We start from the raw sequence: 21,338 nt of genomic DNA on the forward strand, positions 1-21,338 counted from the left end.
GCCGGGTTACAGGCGCTGAGCTACATCCGCTCGGGTGCGGAGACGCCGAGCAGGTCGAGGCCATTGCGCAGCACTTGACCTGTGGCGTCATTCAGCCACAGGCGGGTGCGGTGCACGCTCTCGATCGGGTCGTCGCTGAGCGGCGTAACCCGGCAGCTGTCGTACCAGCGGTGGTAGAGGCCCGCGAGCTCTTCCAGGTAGCGCGCGACGCGGTGCGGCTCACGCACCTCGGCTGCGAAGGCGACGATGCGCGGGAACTCCTGCAGGGCACCCAGCAGTGCGGACTCGGACTCGTGCGTCAGCGTTTCCGGAGCGAACTCGGAGCGGTCGACTCCCGAGTCAGCGGCGTTGCGGCCGACGTTGTGCGTGCGCGCGTGGGCGTACTGCACGTAGAAGACCGGGTTATCGTTCGTGCGCTTCTGCAAGAGCTCCGGGTCGAGGTCAAGCGGCGAGTCGGCGGGTGAACGCTCCAGCGAGTAGCGCAGTGCGTCGGTACCGAGCCAGTCGAGCAGGTCGTCCATCTCGATGATGTTGCCGGCGCGCTTAGAGAGGCGAGCACCGTTGATCGACACCATCTGGCCGATCAGCACCTCGACGTTCTTCGCCGGGTCCTGACCCGCGGCACCGGCGATGGCCTTGAGGCGGTGTACGTAACCGTGGTGGTCCGCGCCCAGCAGATAGATCTTGTTCTCGAAGCCGCGGTCACCCTTGTTCAAGTAGTAGGCGGCATCCGCGGCGAAGTACGTGTACTCGCCGTTCGAACGGCGGATGACACGATCCTTGTCGTCTCCGAAGTCGGTGGTGCGCACCCAGACGGCGCCGTCCAGATCGAAGACATGACCCTGCTCGCGCAATCGGTCGACCGCCTGGTCGATCAGGCTGGTGCCCGAAGCATCCTTCGCGTGCAGCGTGCGCTCGGAGAACCAGGCGTCGAACGGCACGTTAAAGCGGTCGAGAGAGTTCTTGATCTCGGCGAGCTGGAACTCGTAAGCCAGGTCCTCAGCCGCAGTCATCTGCTCAGCATCCGGCAGGTCGAGCAGATCGGGGCGCGCCTCGAGAACGCGACCGGCGAGGGTGGCGATGTACTCCCCCGGGTAACCACCCTCGGGCGTCGGCTCGCCCTTCGCGGCCGCCACGATGGACGAGGCGAAGCGCTGCATCTGAGCGCCAGCATCATTGATGTAGTACTCGCGGACAGCGTTCGCGCCGCTGGCGAGCAGCAGACGCACAATCGAGTCGCCCAGGGCCGCCCAGCGGGTGTGGGCGATGTGCAGCGGTCCGGTGGGGTTCGCCGAGACGAACTCGACGTTCACGCTGAGCCCCTGCTGCGAACTGTTGGTGCCGTATGCGGCGCCGGCTTCGACGATCGTCTTGGCAAGCACCCCTGCTGCCGCGGCGTCGAGTCGGAAGTTGATAAACCCAGGACCGGCCACCTCAGCGCTCGCGACGCCCTCGATCGATGCGACCTCGTCAGCGATGCGCTGAGCGAGTTCGCGCGGGTTCGTGCCGAGCTTCTTGGCGAGACGCATCGCGATGTTCGATGCCCAGTCGCCGTGGTCGCGGTTACGCGGACGTTCCAGCACCACATCGGCGGCATCGAGGTCAAGGGCTTCGTCGGGTCGCAGCGATGCCGCGATCGGCGTGACGACGGCGAAGATGGCTGCAGCGAGAGTATCGGGGTTCATAGCCCATCAAGTCTACGGCGCGTCGAGGCCCCATTTTTCCTCGCCGAGTTGGTGATACTCGGCCGATCGCTTACCCTCATGCCATGGCTCTGGGGACGACGCGGCGCAGGGCGCGCGCAGCAGCGCTGGTCGTCGTGCTTGTCACGGCTGTATCTGCCGTCGCACTGGGCGTCTGGCGGCCGTGGATTCCCGGCCCGATCGATGTGCCGGTCCTCGCGTCTGAAGAGGTTGTCGCCATCGCCCCGGTGCCGCTCACGCTGCCGGAGCATCCGGATGTTCTGGTCTTCGGCGACTCGTGGACATACGGCTCCGCCGCGAGTGCGCCGACTCTCGGCTACGCCTACCTCCTCGCAAACTTGCTGGACGGCACCACGACCGTAGATGGCGTGCGCGGCAGCGGGTATCTGAAGCCGGGGTGGGATGGTCCGGACTTCGGCCAGCGCATCGCGGCACTCGACCTGACGCTCGACGCAGACCTCGTGATCATTCAGGGTTCGATCAACGACCGCGAGCAAGGCGCGGAGGGATATCGCGAGGCGGTGACCGCCGCGTGGGATGCTCTGGCGGCCACGTATCCGGATGCCGCAATCGTGGTTCTCGGTCCTGCACCGCACGAACTGCCGGTCGGCGTCGGTACTGCTCGGATCGATCGGGATCTCTCCGCCCTCGCCGCCGCGCGCGGCTGGTGGTACATCTCCCCCGTGCAGGAGGAATGGATCACCGATAAGAACTACCTCGACGTGATTGACGTGGGGCTGGGCAACAAGCATCCATCCACGGATGGCCACCACTATCTCGCGGAGAAGGTGGCGGCTGCGCTGGCCGAAATGGCCGCAGCTCCCGTGACCGAGGCCGGCGGTGCGGAGCCCGACGTAGACCAATGATATTGTCGATCAGTACGCCTCCGTAGCTCAGTGGATAGAGCGCCGGTTTCCGGTACCGTAGGTCGCTGGTTCGATTCCAGTCGGGGGCACACTGTTTGGCCCGGTCTCTTCGGAGGCCGGGCCTTTTTCGTTTCCGGGCGGGTCATCCTTGTCGGTCCATTCGATGCGGGATGAAAAACACGGCAAGAATTCGGATCGCAGCCGTGTTTTCCTTCCCGCGTGAGCGCGGCGACGATCAGCTGACAGTGCCCAGCGCCACGCGATAGCGGGCGCTGTCTTCACGCGTCGCATCCGTCACGAGAAGAGCGTTCGCAGTGATCCTGCGCGTGAACTCGCCCTCGCACGGGATCGTGACGACCTTCGTCACCCCTGTGCGCCACGCCAGGATCAGGTCGGGCAGATCTCGCCGTTCAGGGCTGTTCTCGAGCTTCTCCCGCACGCTGATCATGTGTGCGTCGATCCCCCGTTGCACCCAGGTGTCGTAGGAAGAAGTGTCGAAAGCCTCGCCGCCGAATTCTTCTTGCCAGGTCGGGCCGATGATCCTGCGAAGCAGTTCGGTGCGCTGCGCAGATCCGTCCGCGGTGCGCTGCAAGTCTTCGAAGAGTCCGTGATCGACCTCGGCACCAGTGTGCGCCGCGACAGCGTTCCACACACGGGGCCACGCCTCTTCCCATTCGGCGCGCACTTCAGCACTAATAGCGGCATCCACAACCGCCGGGGTGTCCACCAACAGTGGCGGCAGGTCATCCCCGTGAGGCTGCAGTTCATACGCTTCCCGCAGCCAGAGCAGATCCAGGAGATCAGTCGGTCGATCGTCGATCGTGAATGTCATGTCATGCGGCCACGGATTGCCCGGTATCGGTTCAGTTGATCGCATACTGCTTCCGCCCTCATCCATGTTCGCTGACGCGCAGTCAGGAGCCATCCAGCGTACGCGTAGGCTGAGCCGCATGGCCTATCGCCGGACAGATTCGACGGAATTCGATCTGCGTCGTCGCCTCCCTCTGTGGGCGTCACGGATGCTGGGATTCGCCGGATCTACATCGTTACGTCGCGCACCGGCGGACGAAGAACTGCTCTCGAAGATCAGTGACGCAGTCGCCCGCGGCCTCGGCTACGCGCCATTCGAGGAACAGCTCACCGCGGCATCCGCATTGCACAGCGGCCTTGCCGTCGAGATGGACACCGGCGAAGGCAAGACTCTCGCCGGCGCAATGGCCGCCGCGATGTTCGCGCTCGAGGGCCGCCATGTACACGTGCTCTCGGTCAATGACTACCTGGCGCGGCGGGACGCCGAGTGGATGCGGCCGATGTTCCACCTGCTCGGTCTGGAAGTCTCATCGGTCGGACAGTCCGCAAGCGCTGAAGAGCGACGCGCGGCGTATCGTGCGGACGTCGTCTACGCGTCATTCTCCGAACTCGGATACGACGTACTACGTGATCGTCAGGTGGAGGACCCCAACGATCGCGTGGATCCGCAGTTCGACGTCGGCATCGTTGACGAAGCGGATGCCGTGATGATCGACGAGGGCATGACACCGCTGGTTCTGGCCGGTTCCGACGAAGCGGCGGGTGAGACGCTGATCGAGGCCACCGAGCTCGTGTCGCACCTGCAGCGAGGCATCCATTTCGAGGCCGACGCGGATCGTTCAACCGTCTCGCTCACTGATGCAGGTATCGACCTCGTCGAGCAGCATGCCGGCGGTGTGAACCTCTTCGACGAAGAGCACAGCGACCTGCTCACCCGGGTGAATCTCGCCCTGCACGCGCAGGAACTCGTCCAGCGCGACGTCGATTACCTCGTTTCAGACGACGGCATCCGTCTGATCAACACGGCGCGGGGTCGCATCGCGCAGTTGCAGCGTTGGCCGGACGGCCTGCACGCCGCTGTTGAAGCGAAGGAGAAACTGCCAATCACACCGCCGGGGATCATCCTCGACCAGATCACCGTGCAGGATCTGTTGCTGCGGTATCGATCACTCGCCGGGATGAGCGGCACTATCCTGCCCGTCGCCGAGGAGCTGAAGGAGTTCTATCAGCTCGATTCGGGCCGCATCGAACGGCACCGGCCGAGCATCCGGCAGGATCTGTCCGCGCGCGTGTTCGTGACCGAAGAAGAAAAGACTGCGGCCGTCGTGGTCGAGATTCTGCGCCGGCACGGCGAGGGACAACCCGTGCTCGTCGGAACCCAGAGCGTTTCAGAGTCCGAGGCACTCGCCGCACGGTTGCCGCAATCGCTCGGGGTACGCGTGCTGAATGCGCGCAACGATACTCAGGAGGCGTCGATCATCGCTCGGGCGGGCGAATACGGAGCGGTGACGATCTCGACGCAGATGTCCGGTCGCGGAACAGACATCCGACTCGGCGGGGCAGACGAGCGTGATCGCGAGCGAGTCGTGGAAGCCGGTGGCCTGGCAGTGGTCTCAACCGCACTGTATCCGTCGGCTCGGCTCGATCTGCAGTTGCGCGGGCGCGCCGGCCGGCAAGGGGATCCTGGGACGACCGTGCTCTTTTCGGCTCTGGAGGACGAGCTTGTGCAGGCGAACGCCACCGAGGGCACGCTACGTCGCATCGATCGAGGCTCGACTGACGCTCCCACACGAGAACGAATCGCAAAGCAGGCACAGACGATCGCAGAGTCGGTGCGATTGGATCGGCATCGCAGCACATGGCAGTACACCCGCGCGATCAGCAAGCAGCGCGAGAAGGTGCTGCGTGTGCGTGAGGAGGCGTTGGCCGATTCTGATCACACACGCCGACTTGTGACTCTGTTCTCTCTTGATGAGCAGTGGCAACAGCATCTGTCGCTGCTCAGTGAGATTCGCGACGGCATTCACCTGCGCAAGCTCGCGGGACAGAATCCGGTCGACGAATTCCACCGCATCGCGCTTCGCGAATTCGACGGATTCTTCGCGGCAGTGGACGAGGCTGTGCGCGATCGGATGCAGCAGGTCGGTGACGGAGCGGATCCTCTCACCGAACTCGGGCTCCGTAGACCGTCCGCAACGTGGACGTACATGCTGCGAGACGACCCGATCGATGACGCGATGGGCCGTGCCGCCAGTGCGATTCGTCGTCGGGTGCGTGGGGTGATTGACGGTGGTGCGCGTTGAGGCATTCGGCGCACGAGCCCGGAAGCTCAGGGATTCCCTCACCACCGCAGATCGATGGCGGCGGCACAACCTCTTGACCTTCATCCGGGGTGAACGTCGATCATGGGTCTATGACGCAGTTTCGCGAGTCTGACGGCCTCCAACGGCGAGTGAGCGCAGAGCCACCACTTCAGACGATCAGCACATTCGCACGAGCGGTCGGGCTGAGCGCGAGTGCTCTGCGCCAGTACGCAGACAGCGGGCTGCTCTCACCTGCCGACGTCGAAGAGCGCACCGGGTATCGGTACTACGCGCTCGATCAGCAGCAGCGTGCGATCTGGATTCGCCGTCTGCGGGACGCCGGGCTTCGCTTGGAACGCATCAGGGCCGTGTTCGAGAACGATGCGGCGAGCGCCGACTCGATACTGGATGAGTGGCTTGCCGAGGCACATGAGCGAGCCGAATCAGCCGGAGCTCTGGTCGATGATCTGAAGCTCAGCCTGCGAGCGCAGGCGGACACGAACCCCACGCGTCGCACGACAGTCCGATTCGATGGGATGGTGCTCGCATCCGCGATCAGGCAGGTGATGCCTGCCAGCCTGGATGCCGGAGATGAAAGCGGCCTCGACGGTGTACTCCTTGAGGTCGAACCGGCCGCTGTAGCGATCGTGGCAACTGATCGGTACATCCTGCTGACGCGAACAAATCTCCCCGCTGTCATCGACGGCCCGTCCGTCCGGGTGCGTATCTCGCCGTCGACGGTAGTGGAATGGGTCCGAACCCGGCAAGAGGTCGACCTCATCATCGACGTGCCGGCCGGGCGAGACCCTCACACAATCAGCGAGCTCGGCCGATTCCGCGACCTACAGGGCGAGGAGCTCGTCCTGAGCGCGAAGCCCGACCGCTTCCCCAGCGTGCACCGGGTTCTCGCCACAGACCCCTTGTCTGCGACCCGGGCAATTTTCCAACGGGATGATGTTCTGCGCCTTGCCGAGCAGTCTGAGGATCAAAGTGTGCTCCTCGCCGCCGAGAGCGGATGCGCGAGACTCTCCTCCGGCGCTTTGACGGTGTCGGGATATGCGGTCGACTCACTCCCCTCCCTTGAGATCTCTACGCACGCGTTGAGACGCATCGTTGAAGCGGTCCTCGGCCACGAACTCACGTGTGATGTACGCGGACAAGATCGGGCTCTGGTGTGGCGCTCCCCCGCCCAGCCGGACTTCGCTGCTCTGGTGATGCCGCGTCGCGCATGAGGCCACACAGGATGCCGAGAGGGTTCAACGCCTGGGTTGCGGCAACAGTCGGCTCGGAACTCGGTGCCAGTGTCCTCGCATTCGCGTTGACATGGACAGCATCCGGATACGGCCCACACGTCGCATCCGCGGTTCTCACGCTGACAGTGGCTCCCTCGGTGCTTCTGGGACTTCTCGGCGGCGCGGTCGCTGACAGGTTCGGAGCACGCCTCGTCATGATCTTCGGCACGATCGGAATGCTGGTCATCAGCGCATGCCTCGCCATTGCAGTCACGTTCTGGGGTGCTCCGCCCGCTCTGTTGGTGATCACGGCCGCACTGATCGGCACGGTCGCCGCTTTCCATCGCCCGGCAGCGGGTGTCTTCCCGCGGCTCTTCGTCACAGACGATGCTCTCGGGGCAGCCATGGCGCGCGTGGGCATGGCGAGCCAACTCGCGCGGACGCTCGCACCACCCCTTGGCGGGCTGCTCATCGGCATCATCGCGTTGAGCGGTATCGCTCTACTCGACGTCCTGGCAGGTGTTGTGATGCTGGCGACGCTCCTGCTGATCCGCCCACCTCGGGAACAGAAGCCGGAGTCAGCAACCGTCACGCTTCGCGGGATCATCGCGGGCATCACAACTGCCAGAGCCACCCATGGCGCGCCGGCGCTGCTGATATGCGTGGCGATCGTCGCTGGCGCAGTGATCCCGTCGGTTCTGCTCGGAATTCCCCTTGCCGCCCGCGAGCGAGGATGGTCGGCGTCCGAGGCAGGACTGATTGAAGCAGGCTGGATCGCCGGCGGTCTCATCTGCGGCGCATGGTTCTCATGGCGAGGCACAGCATCCAAGGCGTGGCGGCCTATGGCGGCAGGCCCGCTGGTCGTCGCCGCCGGTCTCGGACTCGTCGCGATCGCATCGAGTTGGATCGTTGCGGCGGCCGGCACAACACTGGTCGGGGTAGGAGTCGTGGTCTTCACCGCTCATGTCTTCCCGACATACATCCTGCTCGCACCGCCGTCGATGCTCTCACGGTTCCAAAGCTTGCTGATATTCGCGCAACTGGCCCCGCAACTCATCGTGAATCCCTTGATCGGTGTCTTCGTCGCGGCCACCGGCACAGCGCCGATGATCGCGGCGTCAGGATTGATCGCCATGGGCGCCTCGCTCGTGGTCGTCACGGACAAGACGCTGCGAGCGTTCCGCGTGGACGCAACACTGATGAAGTGATGCGACCCTCTGTGCCGGGTGCTTGCGGGGTGTCAAGAGGATGAAGCGAAGGGTGATCTATGGGAGATCTTCCCCACTTGCTCTGGCCTTCCTTTTAGCCTGAGCGCATCGGGGGTGAACTGTCCCTCGTGGGCGCCAGCCCGCTGGTACAACGAATGGGATGTGAATCACCATGCATTACAGCAGTGGAAACTACGAAGCATTTGCGCGGCCCCGCAAGCCTGAAGGCGTCGATGACAAGACGGCCTGGTTGGTCGGTGCGGGACTCGGAAGCATGGCAGCCGCGATCTTTATGATCCGTGACGGCCATATGCAGGGCGACAAGATCACGCTCCTCGAAGAGCTCCGCCTTCCCGGAGGAGCTCTCGATGGCATCAAGTACCCCGAGAAGGGCTTTGTGATCCGAGGTGGCCGTGAGCTGGAAGACCATATGGAATGCCTCTGGGATCTCCTGCGGTCTGTGCCGTCTCTCGAGATCGACGGCGCCAGCGTGCTCGACGAGTTCTACTGGCTGAACAAAGATGACCCGAACTTCACCAAGCGGCGGGTGACTGAGAAACAGGGCCAGGATGCTGGAACCAACTTCAAGTTCGGATTGAGCTCGAAGGCGCAGAAGGAAGTCGTGAACGTGTTCCTCGCCACCCGCGCTGACATGGAAGACAAGCGCATCGACGAGGTCTTCAGCGAAGAGTTTCTTGGCAGCAATTTCTGGTTGTACTGGCGCACGATGTTCGCTTTCGAGGAATGGCACTCCGCGCTGGAGATAAAGCTGTATCTGCACCGTTTCGTGCACCAGCTCGGTGGATTCCCCGATATGTCCGCCTTGAAGTTCACGAAGTACAACCAGTACGAGTCTTTCGTGCTCCCCATGTACAAGTGGCTCCTAGAGCGAGGCGTTACTTTCCAATTCGCCACCACGGTAACCGATGTCCAGTTCGAGTTCCGCGACGGCATCAAGCAGGCGACTCGAATCGATTGGGTACGGGAGGGAACCCCTGGTGGCGTCGATCTCAGCGCCAACGATCTGGCTCTGATCACGATCGGATCGCTCACCGAGAACTCTGACAACGGCGACCACAAAACTGCTGCCGCGCTTAAGACCGGCCCTGCCCCCGCGTGGGATCTCTGGAAGAAGATCGCCGCGAAGGCGCCGGACTTCGGCCGGCCGGAGGTCTTCACTAGCGACATCGACAAGACGAAATGGGAGTCTGCGACCGTCACGACTCTGGATGCACGCATCCCGGCATACATCGAGAAAATCACGGAACGCGACCCGTTCTCCGGAAAGGTCGTCACCGGTGGCATCGTCACGGCGCGCGACTCGCCCTGGCTCATGAGCTGGACGGTCAACCGACAGCCGCACTTCAAGGCGCAGAAACCCAATGAGATCGTGGTGTGGGTCTATGGTCTCTTCGTCGAGGTACCGGGGGCGTACGTCAAGAAGGCTCTGCAGGACTGCACGGGAGAGGAGATCACACAGGAATGGCTGTACCAGATGGGCGTTCCCGTCGAGGACATTCCTGAGCTGGCCGCGACTGGCGCCAAGACCGTACCGGTGATGATGCCGTACGTGACCTCGTTCTTCATGCCTCGCAAGGCGGGAGACCGTCCGGCCGTCGTGCCCGAAGGAAGCGTCAACTTCGCGTTCATCGGTCAGTTCGCCGAGACCACGCGGGATTGCATCTTCACCACTGAGTACTCGGTGCGCACAGCCATGGAGGCGACGTACGAGCTGCTGGGCGTTGAGCGCGGGGTCCCTGAGGTGTACAACTCGACCTACGATCTTCGGTTCTTGCTGCACGCCACGAAGATCCTTGCCGACGGCGCAGAGCTGCAGATCCCTGGAGGTCAGTTTGTTGAGCGTCATCTCGTGAACAAGTTCGACAAGACGGAGATTGGCCAACTGCTGACCGACTTCGGCCTCGTTCCTGAAGTCGGGAGCACCCACGCACACGCCCGCCAGGACGATGCGATCGCATAGCCGCTGACGACAGCGTTCGAGAACGCGCGCAAGGCGCCGTCGGTACTGACGGAGCCTTGCGCGTGTGGGTGTGCCGCAGCGCTGCGCAGCAGTCGCTCAGCGCTCCGCTGCGATGAGTTCCCGCGCCGCCGGCGCAACCTCAGCGGCAAAGTATTCAATGACGTTCGCATCATCGGTCGCGAGGATGAATCCGGTGATCCCGTAGTCGTGAGTGAGGCCAGCGGCCTGCTCCGCCCAGTCCCTCGGCGGCCCAACGAACAGGCCACGACCGGATGCCGAGAACTGGCCCGAAATGTTCAGCAGCCGACGCACCGCGCGCGGATCACGACCGGCACGCTCGGCGCCCTCGTCGATGTACTTGTTCATCTCGGTCAGGTCCGAGGGCCCACCCTGCATGTACGACAGTGAGGGGAGCCACCCGTCCCCCGCGCGGCCGGTGAGGCGCAGCATCCGCGGTTTGTATGCACCGATCCACACGCCGATGTCGTGAGCGGGAGCCGGCCCGCGCTTGGCTCCGGCGACCTGATAGAACTCGCCGTCGACCCGGAGAGTTGCGCGCTCGTCCGCATCCCAGATGCCTCGGATGATCTGGATCGCCTCGTCCAGCGCCTGCACGCCCTGACCGGGAGTGAGCCGGCGTCCACCCATCGCCTCGATCGCATCCCAGAACGAGCCGGAGCCGATACCCAGCTCAAACCGTCCGCCGCTGAGCAGATCGAGGCTCGCGGCGCTACGAGCAAGGACCGCCGGCTGCCGCAGAGGCAGGTTGAGCACGTTTCCGCTCACCCGGATGCGCTCGGTGCGGGCTGCAACGTACGACAACAGCGTCCAGGTGTCATGGAACCTCGGCTGGTACGGGTGATCTTGGAACGTGACGAGATCGAGTCCCGCCCGCTCCGCGACAACCGCCAGATCCACGGCGTGCATGACCGGCTGGTTGGTCGGTGTGATGAAGACCCCAAACAGCGGGTCGTGGCCGTAATCCGTCATGATGCGCTCCATATCTCGGTATCGACGACGTTGAAGTTGTCATTGAACAGGTTGTTGGGGTCGTACTCGGCTTTCAGACGACGAAGCCGAGCGAGTGTTCGCGGCGGGAAGGCGTCTTCAATGCGCGCCGGATCCTGATCGGTTTCGAAGCTCAAATAAAGCCCGTCGAAGTGCGGATACAGCTCCGCCCAGTGCGCATTCAGCCGTTCCTGCCGCGAGGCGAAGGCCACGACGGAGAAGTTCGCCGACCGGTGGGCATACGCCGTGGCATCCGGATCAACGTCAGAAACCGCACCACCGACGGAACGCACCTGGAAGAAGTGAGTCGCCCCGCTGTGGATGAGCCGCGAGGCCGATCGGGCGAACTCCGGCGTAATGTGCTCGAGAAAGCCCGAGCGGGAAACGGGCTCGCCCTGACCTTGATTGCTCTGCCCGGCCGCGTTGGAGATGACCGCCCGGTAGGTCGTCAGCTGCACCGACTGCTGGTGCAGGAGCGAGATATCAGCGAATGGCTGCAGCCGCTGCACGATCACTTCGGGATCAGCGGAGTCGACCATCGTCATCACCGTTGCGATCGCCGGCTCATCGGGGCGCGGGGCGCCGAGAATGAGGAAGCTCGTCGTGTCTCGAGGTGCGGCCTCGACCGTGGCTCCCCATTTCTGCAGGAAATCCGCGGTGTCGCCGGCATCCATCACGAACTGGGCCCACCCGACTTCGGCAACCTCGTCGACCTCGAACTCGAATGCCGTGACGATGCCGAAGTTCGCGCCGGCGCCGCGGACGGCCCAGAACAGGTGCTCGTTCTCGGTGTCACTTGCTCTCGCTACCGTGCCGTCCGCCAATACGATCTCCACCGCGCGCAGATGGTCGATGGTGAGTCCGTGCTCGCGCCCGAGGAACCCGATGCCGCCTGTCGTGGCGAGCCCGCCGACGCCCACTCCCCCGTAATCTCCGGAGCTCAGCGCCCAGCCATGCTCGGACAGTGCGGCAGCGACATCCATCCATCGTGCGCCGGGTTCGATCCGCACGATTCGCGCCTCAACGTCGAGCACCTCGATTGTGTTCAGCCGAGACAGGTCGATGACGATGCCGTCACGGTTCGTCGAGCGCCCGCTGATCCCGTGTCCGCCGCTGCGGATTCCGAGCGGCAGATCAGGATGCTTCCGCGCAAAGCCGATGGCGTCGACAACCCCTGCGGTGTGGCGCGGCTGGATCACAAGTCCGGGTGCGCCTCCTCGCAAGTAGGTCGAACGCACCGTCCCATAGCCCACGTCGCCGGGCTCGATCACGTGATCGGCAATGCTCGCTGGAACCGCCTCGTACGCGATGCCGGGGGCACGGCGAGCACGCACGGATGCGCGCCGTATTTTGCCGCCGGTGAGGTCGCCTGGTAGCGCGAGATCGGCCGCGGCGCGAAGACCGGGGATCACCTCCTCGGCGAACTGCCGCATCGTCGCCGCGTCATCCGTTTCGAGGATGAACGTGCCCACGCCCTCGTCGACAACGAACGGCAGCAGCTCTTCGATCCACTGGTTGCTGGGGCCGACGAGGAACCCCGTTCGCGAGGATCGGAAGTCGCCGGAGATGTTCACCAGCCGACGGATCTCGCGGGGGTCCCGCCCCGCCTGCCTCGCCGCTTCGTCGATTGCCTGGTTCGCTGCCGCGAACTGGCCGGGGATCATGTCGGCAGCTGAAGACAGCCAGCCATCGGACTCGCGGCCGATCAGCCGCAGCATCGACTGATCCAGACCGGCGAGCCAGATCGGCACCTCATGTGCCGGCTCCGGGCCGCGAGGCGTGCCCTCGACCCGGTAGTAGTCACCGGAATATCGCAGGTTTCCCTGTTCGGAAGACCACATGTTGCGGATGATCTCGATCACTTCTTCGACGGCGGCGGTCTCGGTCCCCAGGAACGCGGGATCGTGTGTTCCGCGCGCATTCCACGCCGTGCCCGAGCCCAGCGCCAAGGTAAATCGACCTCCCGAAAGCAGATCGAGGCTTGCAGCGGCGCGGGCAGCCACCGCAGGGGTCTGAGCCAGCATGCTCATAACGCTCGAGCCGACGCGGATGCGTTCGGTGCGGCCTGCGATCCACGACATGAGCGTCCACGGGTCAAGGAGCTCAGACTGATCGGGGTCCTCACGTACTGTGACGATGTCGTAGCCGTACCGCTCGCTCAAAACGGCAAGTTCAACCGCCTCACCTGAGAATGCAGAACCCGGGGTGATCAGCGTGCCGAACTCCAGCGGATGACCATAGTTCATGAGAAACGCACCTCGTACGAGACGATGTGCATCAGATCGATAGGCATGTATTCAGTTTCTTCAGAGGGTGGTAACTTCGCGGGCTTACACGACGTCCTGCTATTGACTTCAACAGTTCCGGCCCTCGCGTATTCCATGTCCGCGCATGCTCTACCGTGAACCGGATCTCCGAATACCTCGGGCCACGCAGTCAGCGGTCAAAACGCAACCGTGGGGTGATACGCCCACACAGATGAAGGCGATGCACTCGGTTCGATGTGCATCGCCTTCATCATGCGATCAGTTGGTCGCGCGGCGGCGGGCCAGCAGCACAGCGGCAGCACCAGCACCGAGCAGGAGCACCGCAGCACCTCCGGCAATCGTGGCGAAGCCGGCATCCCCGCCTGTCGCAGCCAGGGACTGTGCAGGGGGAACAACGACTGGCGGCTCGACGACGGGTGGGACGACAACAGGCGGATCCACAACCGGAGGAACGACAATCGGCGGATCCACGACCGGTGGGACAACAACCGGCGGGACAACGACCGGCGGGACAACAACAGGCGGGACAACAACAGGTGGATCCACAACCGGCGGGACAACAACAGGTGGATCCACAACCGGAGGAACGACAACCGGCGGATCCACAACCGGCGGCACAACAACCGGCGGATCCACAACCGGCGGCACAACAACCGGCGGATCCACAACCGGCGGCACAACAACCGGCGGCACAACCGGAATCTCAACCTCGCTGGTGCAGGTGTCGGTCACGAGGAACGATGCTGTATCGACGACCCAGGTGGTCATATCCGGGTTCCCAAAGCCGATGTATCCACGGGCTTCTTCGGCGCCAACCCGCTCGGAGTAGGAAAGGGTCACCACACCGGATTGAGGATTGCGCTCGCCCGTTGTCGGCAAGTCCACCCAGACACGGGCGCGATCGATTTCAAGTTCACGCTCTTCGTCGGAGACCACGCCGTCGCCACTGTGGTTCACGCCGCCTTCGGCCACAGAGACGAACTCAAACGGCTCCCCTGTACCGATGCCGCCGGCGAGCGAGATCCACCGCTGCTCGACCAGCGGGTATTCGTCGAGCGTGTAACCGAAGGAGAAGCTCTCTACGACTCGAACACAGCCCTCAGGTGCCTCTGCCGACATCGCAAAGGTGTTATGGGTGAAGGTGCCGTCGTATTTCGTGGCTTCCAGCGGGAAATCAACGATGCCGTCTTCTGTGAAGTAGTTGCTGTCCCCCCACACGTCATAGTCAAAGGGAATGGCAGCGGCGACGTCTGCTGGCACGCTGTGAGTTGTGATGGTGGTCACTGTCTCGGTTGCGGCGGATGCTGGAGCGACGCTGAAGAGCGTCAGGGCTGCAGCAGCGGCCACCCCGGGAAGTACAGTTTTGTGCACGGTGAATTCCTTCAGGTAGTAGGCGGCACCAAAACCTTAGGGTGACTGCATACTCCGGTGCAGGGGACCTAGGTCCCCAAAGCGCCCTCGCCCTGCCCCATTCCACCGGCGTCGCGCGATGCGTTCCGCGACACGACAGCGCGTCGGATACGTTCGACGGATGACCTCAGCGCAGATCGTGGGAATCACTCGCATCGCAGGTGCGACGACGGTCCTGGGCGTCCTGGGCTACGCGTATGCGCTGCGCATCGCCGACGGCGACAGCAACCCGTTCGACTACTTCGGGTACTTCACGAATCAGACCACGCTGCTCACCTGCGTCATCCTGATCGCAACCGGAGCATTGGCGCTCGCCCGGCAACGCGTCCCCGAATGGCTCATCCACGTCAGAGCGATCGCGGTGACCTGCCTCATCATCGTCGGTGTGATTTACAACGTGTTGGTGCCGGGCACGGGCTCGGCCCCGCCGTGGGTGAGCTTCGTCTTGCACATCCTCTTCCCGATCGCCGTCCTGCTTGATTGGATGCTCATCCGTGACCGCCCGTCGATGGCCTGGCGCCGCCTGTGGATCGTGCTCCCCTACCCGGTGATCTGGTTGATCGTCGTGATCGTGCGCGGCGTCACCGACGGGTGGGTTCCGTACGGCTTCCTGCTGCCAGAGCGGGGTGCTCTCTCACTCTGGCTCCACATCGCCGGCCTGCTGTTCGCACTGCTCGCCGCGGGCGGCGTCGTCTGGACCACGAGCCGAATGCGAGCCGTCGCCGTTCAGTGATCTGTCGTCGATCAGTGACGTGGTGAGTCGAACTGCCGTTCGGCAAGGAGCCGCGTTTCTTCCGCAATCTTGACGAATCGATCGATCACGATGCGCGTGCTCGCTCTCGCCTGCGCTTCCGGGCGGGTGAGGATGTCAATGTGCCGCCCCATGGCCAGCCCTTCGATCGGGCGAAGCACCACCTGCTCTCGAAAATGTGAGATGAGGCCGGTATAGCGAGGTAACAACCCGACGGCGCGCGTCTCGGCGATGATCGACGCAACCAGATTGAACTCGTTCACCCGATGAGTGATCCGGATTGGGGCGCCCGCACTCGCCGCCTGCGCCTGCACGATGAGCGGTTCGAGCGCATACCCCTCGTGTGCTGCCACCCAGGTTTCTTCCGCGAGATCCGACAGGCGCACAGTCTTGCGCTTTGCGAGCGGATGCTCACGATGAAGCGCCACGTCGATCGGCTCCTGCAACACAGGCGTGACGTGCACGCGCTTCGCGGGCCACGGCTCTGCCGTCCAAGGTCGGTGAGCGATCACGACATCGTGCTCGCTGACCAGGTCGACGAATTTCTCGACCGACACGTCTTCGTCCCGACATCGCACCATCGGCCCCTCTGGGTCAGCGAGGCTACTCACGATCAATGAGGGAAACCATGCCAAGCCCGCACTGTGGAAGGCGGTGACCGAAACGAGCTCCTGGCGCGCCGCGAGATAGTCGGCGACGGAATTCTCCGCGCGCGCCAATGACTCCAGCACCTCGCCGCCTGCATCCGCAAGTCGCTCACCCGCAGGAGTGAGCACCAGCACTCGTCCTCGCTGCTCTGTGAGCGCGATCGGGACTCCCCTCTGCAACGCGGCGAGCTGCTGCGACACCGCAGACGGAGACAGGTGCAGGGCCGCGGCCACTGCGGTGACCGATCCCCTGTCTCTGAGCTCGCGTAGCGTTCGGAGGTGATGCACTTCCATGAAGCTGACCTTACGGGATGCGGAAGATAGTGCCCGTTGTTCTGCATGAACCGCGCTCAGTACCGTGACACAGTGACCCTCGCATCCTCGCCTCTTCGCCGTCTGCTCCCCGACGCAGTACTCCTGTTCGTGGCGATTCTCTGGGGAGGCAGCTATCTCGCGACGCAAGACCTGGCGATGGCCTCATCGGCGGCCGCGGTGATGTGCGCGCGCTTTGTACCCTCGGCTGTGATCTTGCTCTCGCTGAGCCTCGCTCGCCCGCGCACGACGCTCCGGGAATCCGCTCTTCCCGGCATTCTGCTCGGATCTCTGCGTGCAGCAACCATCGCGCTGGAGGCGATCGGCGTCACGCTCACGAGTGCGACGAACGCGGGCCTCATCATCGCGCTGTCCATCCTCCTGATCCCGATACTCGAATCCGCGCTCACGCGGAGGCGCCTTTCTCCGGCGCTGATCGGGAGCATCCTGCTCGCACTCGCGGGTATCGCGCTCCTCGTGAGCGGGAACGGATTCGTCGCCTTCAACCTCGGAGACGGACTCATCCTCATCGCTGCGGCAACGCGGGCACTGCTCGGCGTGGCCGAAGCACGGTTCACGATGGGTAGGGATGCCGACGTGCTGGGGTTGACGACGGTCGAGATCACCTTCGGCGCGATCATCTTCGCCATTTGGGGCGGAAGTTCACTGATGGAGCACATGCCGGACTTCACCGCGACGAACTGGCTCGTAGTGGCCTACCTCGTCCTGGGCTGCACGATTGTTGCGTTCCTCGGACAGCTGTGGGCCACCAAGCAGACCTCTGCCTCGCGTGCTGGCATGCTTCTGGGCACGGAACCCGGATGGGCGCTCTTGGTGGGAGTGCTCATCGCCGGAGACCGGATCGGGCCACTCGGGTATGCGGGTGCAGCCATACTTCTCTTCGCGACGTGGTGGGGAGCTCGCGCCGAACGTCGCTGGCGCGCAGAGGGCATTGGATCCCCCAGAGAAGACTCGCCAGTACCGGAGAACGCGACGTAACCTCACCAGCCCACGCTCTACGATAGAAGCGACGTCCTGGTATCCATCCCCCAGCACAATCGAGGTTCGAGACTTGCAGTACATCTCTACACGCGGCGGCGCTCTCGGGCAGTTCTGCGATGTCCTTCTTGAAGGGCTCGCTCCCAACGGCGGCCTGGCTGTTCCCGAGCGACTGCCCCAGCTCAGCACCGATGACCTTGAACGGCTGCGGCTGCTGACATACCCACAGCTCGCGACCGCGATCATCGGGCTATTCGCCACCGACATTCCTCGCGAGGACCTCGCTCGGCTCTGCGAGTCGGCGTACGGCGGCGGCAAGTTCGCAGCCGAAGAGATCGTCCCACTCAGCGACATCGGCGAGGGCATGACCCTCGTCGGTTTGTCAGAGGGTCCGACCCTCGCGTTCAAGGACATGGCAATGCAGTTCCTCGGCGAGGCGCTGGAGCACGTCCTCGAAAAGAGCGACCGCGTGCTGAACATTCTCGGCGCGACCTCGGGTGACACCGGCTCTGCCGCAGAGCATGCCCTGCGCGGACGCGAACGAGTCTCGGTCTTCATGCTCTCCCCGCAGGGGCGCATGAGCGCGTTCCAGCGCGCGCAGATGTACTCGCTGCAGGACGAGAACGTACACAACATCGCGGTCGAGGGCGTCTTCGACGACTGCCAGAACCTCGTCAAGCGCCTCTCGACCGACCTCGAATTCAAGCGCGCGCACAGCCTAGGCGCAGTCAACTCGATCAACTTTGGCCGCATCTCTGCCCAGATCGCCTACTACGTTTGGGCGTGGCTGCGCGTCACGGATACCCTGCCGGAGGCCGAGCGCGCCGGCTTCGAGGTGTCCTTTGCGGTGCCGTCGGGCAACTTCGGGAACATCCTCTCCGGCCACTACGCCAAGAGCATGGGCATCCCCATCCGCAAGCTCGTGCTCGCCTCGAACGAGAACAACGTGCTCGACGAGTTCTTCCGCACCGGCCACTACCGCCCGCGCAACGCAGAGAACACCCTTGCGACCTCGAGCCCTTCGATGGATGTCTCCCGCGCCTCGAACCTGGAGCGTTTCGTCTTCGATCTGCTCGGGCGCGACCCGGAGCGTACCGCCGCCGCCTGGCACGAGCTCGAAGAACGCGACGAGATCGATCTCTCCTCCGAGCTGCACCGCTTCGAGTCCGAGTTCGGGATCGTCAGCGGCACCAGCACACACGATGACCGGCTCTCGACGATCCGTGAGTTCTCCGCGAACAATGGGGTCCTCCTTGACCCGCACACCGCCGATGGCGCCAAGGTCGCCCGCGACCACGTCGAAGACGGCGTGCCGATGCTTGTACTCGAGACGGCGAAGCCGGCGAAGTTCGCAGATCTCATCACCGAGGCGCTCGGCACCACGATCGAGCTGGATGCGGAGACGCGCGCCCTCCTGGATGCTCCGCAGCGCGTGGTGGAGATGGCCCACGACGAGCAGCAGTTGCGCGCTTTCATCTCCGAGCGCGCGCTGAGCTGAGCGCGTCTTAAGCGGATCGCGCTTACCTGGGCTCACACTGCTTTCTGTCCAGATATCGGTTGTAATGGGTCACGTGCACCCTAGAATAGGTCGAAATAGACCTATTCGGGAGCGTGATTCTATGACCATCGCCGATCAGCTCACACGACTTCGAGCCCGAAAGCGCATCACCGCCACCGCTATCGGCGCGCGCAGCGGACTCGATCCAAGCAACATCTACGCGGTCGAGCGTGGGCGTCGCGACCCGAGAGTAAGCACGATCGAGAACTACGCTCGGGCGCTCGGTGCGACTTTCCTGGTCGTAAACACAGAACATCGCTCCGGAGCAGCCGATACGGCTGAAGCAATCCGCCAGTATCTGGATTCGGACGACACGCACTCAGCTGCACAAGCACTCGTGCAGCTTGTCGCGAGCATCCGAGCTCTGCCGCCGCTAGGAAAGATCGCGCTCACGTATGCCCCACCCGCCTCCGTTGATCCACGCTGGGACTCGGCGCTTGCCGGCATCGTGGAGACCGAACTCCTCAATGTCGGTCTTCCTTTCCCTGAATGGGTGGAGCAGATCATCGGTGATCCAAGCTGGAGCTGGGATCCCTGGACAGATGGCGCCCTCACCTTGGACGGCGATGAGGTATCGGAGCCTCTGCGCCGGCGCGGCATCCTGATCGGCGCCGATGAACTGGCATCCGCATGACCGTCCGTTTGGATCGAGACTCACTGGTACTCGGATTGCGCGAGCTCATCGCCAGGCTGCACGAAATCGATGCACCCGCGCGAATCCGTATTGTGGGGGGCGCGGCAATATCGTTGCTCTACAACGCGGCACGCGGTTCGACAGTCGATATCGATGCTGAGCTGGCCCCGGCCGACGTGATTCTCGGTGCTTCCCGTCATATCGCTGACAAGCACGGGTGGCCAGAAGACTGGCTGAACGACGCAGCCATGTTCTTTCTACCGTCCGGATTCGGTTCACGCTCCGCCGAGTGGATTGAGATATTCAACATGCGCGGCGTGATCGTCGAAGTTGCTACTGCGGAGACGCTGCTCGCCATGAAGCTCAACGCGACTCTCAGGCGCGGACGTCGCGAGGCTGATGATCTGACGATCCTGCTTCCCCTCTGCGGCATCATGAGCCTTGACGACGCCGAGACTCTTTTCGGCGACTACTACGCCGGAGAAGAATTCAACGCGCGTGCCGTCGCTGTCGTCGAGTATGCGCTCACGCACGCCCGCGCCGTGGAGACGCCGACGATTCCACACTTGGGTCGCTGAACACCGCTTTGTCCCCGGCTTGAGCGATGATGGTCGCATGCCAACCAAGGTCGACTTCAAGAAGACGATCGGCGCGTATCACGCCCGCAAGGGACGCTTCGACATCGTCGAGGTTCCTGAGCTCAATTACCTCATGATCGACGGGCATGGCGATCCGAACACGTCACCGGAATTCACCACGGCCGTCGAGGCGCTCTACCCGGTCGCTTACGCGCTGAAGTTCGCCAGCAAGAACACGCTCGACCGTGACTACACCGTCATGCCCTTGGAAGGGCTGTGGTGGGCGGACGATCACGCCGCGTTCACGGCGTCCCGCGACAAGTCGAAGTGGGACTGGACGCTGATGATCATGCAGCCCGACTGGATCGATCATGAGATGTTCGCAGATGCCGTAGCCAAGGCCGCTGCCAAGAAGGCGGAAGCACGCTTTCATGAAGTGCGCTTTGGGTCATTCACCGAAGGAGCCTGCGTGCAGACTCTGCACGTCGGCGCCTTCGACGACGAAGGCCCGGTCCTCGCCGAAATGCACGACGGGTTCATCCCGCAACACGGGTTGCAGATGACCGGCAAGCATCACGAGATTTACTTCAGTGATCCACGCAAGGGCGATCCGGCGAAGCGCCGCACACTTCTGCGCCAGCCCGTCCAGCCCGTCACACCGCTCAGCTGATCGCGACCGCCACAGCGGTCACGATGATCGCGAGCAACGGGATCCCGCCCTGCATCGCTGCCGACTTCGCCTGCTTCGGGTTGGAGAGCACGAGCACGAGCGCGGCCGCAGCCATCATCCCGGTGCCGGCGAAGACCAGAGTCAAGCCCACCGTGGCCAGCCCGGACAGCAGCAGCGCGATACCGAGCAGCACCGTGAGCGCCAGGAAGAGATTGTAGAAGCCCTGGTTGAACGCCAGGGGCTTCGTGGTCTCGGCATCCGCTTCGCTGGCGACGCCGAAGATTTTGCGCGTTTCGGGCTCGGTCCATCTCAGCGACTCAAGGGCGAAGATGAAGACGTGGAATGCGGTAGCCGCCGCTGCGAGGACCAGACCGATGATGAGCATTTTCTGATTGTCCACC

18 protein-coding genes and 1 tRNA gene are annotated in these 21,338 nt (G+C 63.6%); 12 read left to right on the forward strand and 7 right to left on the reverse strand.

Annotated features, from left to right (window positions below):
- Positions 1 to 20 precede the first annotated feature (20 nt).
- Positions 21 to 1,685 (reverse strand): arginine--tRNA ligase, encoded by a 1,665-nt coding sequence (gene argS, locus ACSU04_RS04090; protein ID WP_439278554.1) that lies wholly within the window; start codon positions 1,683 to 1,685, stop codon positions 21 to 23.
- An 83-nt stretch (positions 1,686 to 1,768) separates the two neighbouring features.
- Here argS and ACSU04_RS04095 point away from each other — a divergent pair, with 83 nt between their 5' ends.
- Positions 1,769 to 2,569, forward strand: coding sequence for an SGNH/GDSL hydrolase family protein (locus ACSU04_RS04095; protein ID WP_439278555.1), 801 nt, complete (start codon positions 1,769 to 1,771; stop codon positions 2,567 to 2,569).
- 16 nt (positions 2,570 to 2,585) lie between these two features.
- Positions 2,586 to 2,658, forward strand: a tRNA-Arg gene (locus tag ACSU04_RS04100).
- 146 nt (positions 2,659 to 2,804) lie between these two features.
- On the opposite strand, the gene ACSU04_RS04105 is transcribed toward ACSU04_RS04100, so the two are convergent.
- The gene (locus ACSU04_RS04105) at positions 2,805 to 3,401 is read right to left on the reverse strand and encodes a hypothetical protein (RefSeq protein WP_439288508.1); all 597 of its coding nucleotides are present in this window, start codon (positions 3,399 to 3,401) and stop codon (positions 2,805 to 2,807) included.
- Between the two features lie 118 nt (positions 3,402 to 3,519).
- Between ACSU04_RS04105 and ACSU04_RS04110 the strand changes: the two genes are divergently transcribed.
- The 4 genes from ACSU04_RS04110 (at position 3,520) to ACSU04_RS04125 (ending at position 10,103) form a co-directional block, all read left to right on the forward strand.
- Positions 3,520 to 5,682 carry a DEAD/DEAH box helicase gene (locus tag ACSU04_RS04110; RefSeq protein ID WP_439288509.1) on the forward strand — a complete coding sequence of 721 codons (2,163 nt, stop codon included), beginning with the start codon at positions 3,520 to 3,522 and terminating at the stop codon, positions 5,680 to 5,682.
- A gap of 110 nt (positions 5,683 to 5,792) precedes the next feature.
- The gene (locus tag ACSU04_RS04115; RefSeq protein ID WP_439278558.1) at positions 5,793 to 6,914 is read left to right on the forward strand and encodes a MerR family transcriptional regulator; all 1,122 of its coding nucleotides are present in this window, start codon (positions 5,793 to 5,795) and stop codon (positions 6,912 to 6,914) included.
- A gap of 11 nt (positions 6,915 to 6,925) precedes the next feature.
- Positions 6,926 to 8,122 carry an MFS transporter gene (locus tag ACSU04_RS04120; RefSeq protein ID WP_439278559.1) on the forward strand — a complete coding sequence of 399 codons (1,197 nt, stop codon included), beginning with the start codon at positions 6,926 to 6,928 and terminating at the stop codon, positions 8,120 to 8,122.
- 172 nt (positions 8,123 to 8,294) lie between these two features.
- A complete protein-coding gene (locus tag ACSU04_RS04125) occupies positions 8,295 to 10,103 on the forward strand; it encodes an oleate hydratase (protein WP_439278560.1) in 1,809 nt (602 codons plus the stop codon).
- Between the two features lie 96 nt (positions 10,104 to 10,199).
- Here ACSU04_RS04125 and ACSU04_RS04130 read toward each other — a convergent pair whose 3' ends face one another.
- The 3 genes from ACSU04_RS04130 to ACSU04_RS04140 all read right to left on the reverse strand — a co-directional run bounded on the left by ACSU04_RS04130 (position 10,200) and on the right by ACSU04_RS04140 (position 14,749).
- Complete coding sequence (locus ACSU04_RS04130; RefSeq protein WP_439278561.1) at positions 10,200 to 11,093, reverse strand: LLM class flavin-dependent oxidoreductase; 894 nt, start codon at positions 11,091 to 11,093, stop codon at positions 10,200 to 10,202.
- The gene (locus ACSU04_RS04135; RefSeq protein WP_439288510.1) at positions 11,090 to 13,357 is read right to left on the reverse strand and encodes an LLM class flavin-dependent oxidoreductase; all 2,268 of its coding nucleotides are present in this window, start codon (positions 13,355 to 13,357) and stop codon (positions 11,090 to 11,092) included. Before ACSU04_RS04135 ends, ACSU04_RS04130 begins: the two co-directional genes overlap by 4 nt.
- Before the next feature lie 279 nt (positions 13,358 to 13,636).
- Positions 13,637 to 14,749 (reverse strand): hypothetical protein, encoded by a 1,113-nt coding sequence (locus ACSU04_RS04140; protein ID WP_439288511.1) that lies wholly within the window; start codon positions 14,747 to 14,749, stop codon positions 13,637 to 13,639.
- A gap of 160 nt (positions 14,750 to 14,909) precedes the next feature.
- Here ACSU04_RS04140 and ACSU04_RS04145 point away from each other — a divergent pair, with 160 nt between their 5' ends.
- Entirely contained in the window at positions 14,910 to 15,521 is a 612-nt protein-coding gene (locus ACSU04_RS04145; RefSeq protein ID WP_439278564.1) for a Pr6Pr family membrane protein, read from the forward strand.
- Between the two features lie 11 nt (positions 15,522 to 15,532).
- Here ACSU04_RS04145 and ACSU04_RS04150 read toward each other — a convergent pair whose 3' ends face one another.
- Positions 15,533 to 16,480, reverse strand: coding sequence for a LysR family transcriptional regulator (locus tag ACSU04_RS04150; protein ID WP_439278565.1), 948 nt, complete (start codon positions 16,478 to 16,480; stop codon positions 15,533 to 15,535).
- 72 nt (positions 16,481 to 16,552) lie between these two features.
- Between ACSU04_RS04150 and ACSU04_RS04155 the strand changes: the two genes are divergently transcribed.
- The 5 genes from ACSU04_RS04155 to ACSU04_RS04175 all read left to right on the forward strand — a co-directional run bounded on the left by ACSU04_RS04155 (position 16,553) and on the right by ACSU04_RS04175 (position 20,937).
- A complete protein-coding gene (locus tag ACSU04_RS04155; protein WP_439288512.1) occupies positions 16,553 to 17,497 on the forward strand; it encodes a DMT family transporter in 945 nt (314 codons plus the stop codon).
- A gap of 73 nt (positions 17,498 to 17,570) precedes the next feature.
- Positions 17,571 to 18,995 carry a threonine synthase gene (gene thrC, locus ACSU04_RS04160; RefSeq protein WP_439288513.1) on the forward strand — a complete coding sequence of 475 codons (1,425 nt, stop codon included), beginning with the start codon at positions 17,571 to 17,573 and terminating at the stop codon, positions 18,993 to 18,995.
- A gap of 121 nt (positions 18,996 to 19,116) precedes the next feature.
- The gene (locus ACSU04_RS04165; protein ID WP_439288514.1) at positions 19,117 to 19,689 is read left to right on the forward strand and encodes a helix-turn-helix domain-containing protein; all 573 of its coding nucleotides are present in this window, start codon (positions 19,117 to 19,119) and stop codon (positions 19,687 to 19,689) included.
- Entirely contained in the window at positions 19,686 to 20,267 is a 582-nt protein-coding gene (locus ACSU04_RS04170; RefSeq protein WP_439288515.1) for a hypothetical protein, read from the forward strand. Before ACSU04_RS04165 ends, ACSU04_RS04170 begins: the two co-directional genes overlap by 4 nt.
- 37 nt (positions 20,268 to 20,304) lie before the next feature.
- A complete protein-coding gene (locus tag ACSU04_RS04175) occupies positions 20,305 to 20,937 on the forward strand; it encodes a GyrI-like domain-containing protein (RefSeq protein ID WP_439288516.1) in 633 nt (210 codons plus the stop codon).
- Here ACSU04_RS04175 and ACSU04_RS04180 read toward each other — a convergent pair.
- A complete protein-coding gene (locus ACSU04_RS04180) occupies positions 20,930 to 21,322 on the reverse strand; it encodes a DUF1304 domain-containing protein (RefSeq protein ID WP_439289418.1) in 393 nt (130 codons plus the stop codon). The two genes, ACSU04_RS04175 and ACSU04_RS04180, sit on opposite strands and share 8 nt — an antisense overlap.
- Positions 21,323 to 21,338: the final 16 nt, after the last annotated feature.

The organism is Microbacterium sp. A84, assembly GCF_051842815.1.
GTDB lineage: Bacteria > Actinomycetota > Actinomycetes > Actinomycetales > Microbacteriaceae > Microbacterium.

Bases quoted from the DNA above. Each gene is read 5' to 3' on its own strand.
- argS (WP_439278554.1), bottom strand. From the start codon at position 1,685: ATGAACCCCGATACTCTCGCTGCAGCCATCTTCGCCGTCGTCACGCCG.
- ACSU04_RS04095 (WP_439278555.1), top strand. From the start codon at position 1,769: ATGGCTCTGGGGACGACGCGGCGCAGGGCGCGCGCAGCAGCGCTGGTC.
- ACSU04_RS04105 (WP_439288508.1), bottom strand. From the start codon at position 3,401: ATGACATTCACGATCGACGATCGACCGACTGATCTCCTGGATCTGCTC.
- ACSU04_RS04110 (WP_439288509.1), top strand. From the start codon at position 3,520: ATGGCCTATCGCCGGACAGATTCGACGGAATTCGATCTGCGTCGTCGC.
- ACSU04_RS04115 (WP_439278558.1), top strand. From the start codon at position 5,793: ATGACGCAGTTTCGCGAGTCTGACGGCCTCCAACGGCGAGTGAGCGCA.
- ACSU04_RS04120 (WP_439278559.1), top strand. From the start codon at position 6,926: ATGCCGAGAGGGTTCAACGCCTGGGTTGCGGCAACAGTCGGCTCGGAA.
- ACSU04_RS04125 (WP_439278560.1), top strand. From the start codon at position 8,295: ATGCATTACAGCAGTGGAAACTACGAAGCATTTGCGCGGCCCCGCAAG.
- ACSU04_RS04130 (WP_439278561.1), bottom strand. From the start codon at position 11,093: ATGACGGATTACGGCCACGACCCGCTGTTTGGGGTCTTCATCACACCG.
- ACSU04_RS04135 (WP_439288510.1), bottom strand. From the start codon at position 13,357: ATGAACTATGGTCATCCGCTGGAGTTCGGCACGCTGATCACCCCGGGT.
- ACSU04_RS04145 (WP_439278564.1), top strand. From the start codon at position 14,910: ATGACCTCAGCGCAGATCGTGGGAATCACTCGCATCGCAGGTGCGACG.
- ACSU04_RS04150 (WP_439278565.1), bottom strand. From the start codon at position 16,480: ATGGAAGTGCATCACCTCCGAACGCTACGCGAGCTCAGAGACAGGGGA.
- ACSU04_RS04165 (WP_439288514.1), top strand. From the start codon at position 19,117: ATGACCATCGCCGATCAGCTCACACGACTTCGAGCCCGAAAGCGCATC.
- ACSU04_RS04170 (WP_439288515.1), top strand. From the start codon at position 19,686: ATGACCGTCCGTTTGGATCGAGACTCACTGGTACTCGGATTGCGCGAG.
- ACSU04_RS04175 (WP_439288516.1), top strand. From the start codon at position 20,305: ATGCCAACCAAGGTCGACTTCAAGAAGACGATCGGCGCGTATCACGCC.
- ACSU04_RS04180 (WP_439289418.1), bottom strand. From the start codon at position 21,322: ATGCTCATCATCGGTCTGGTCCTCGCAGCGGCGGCTACCGCATTCCAC.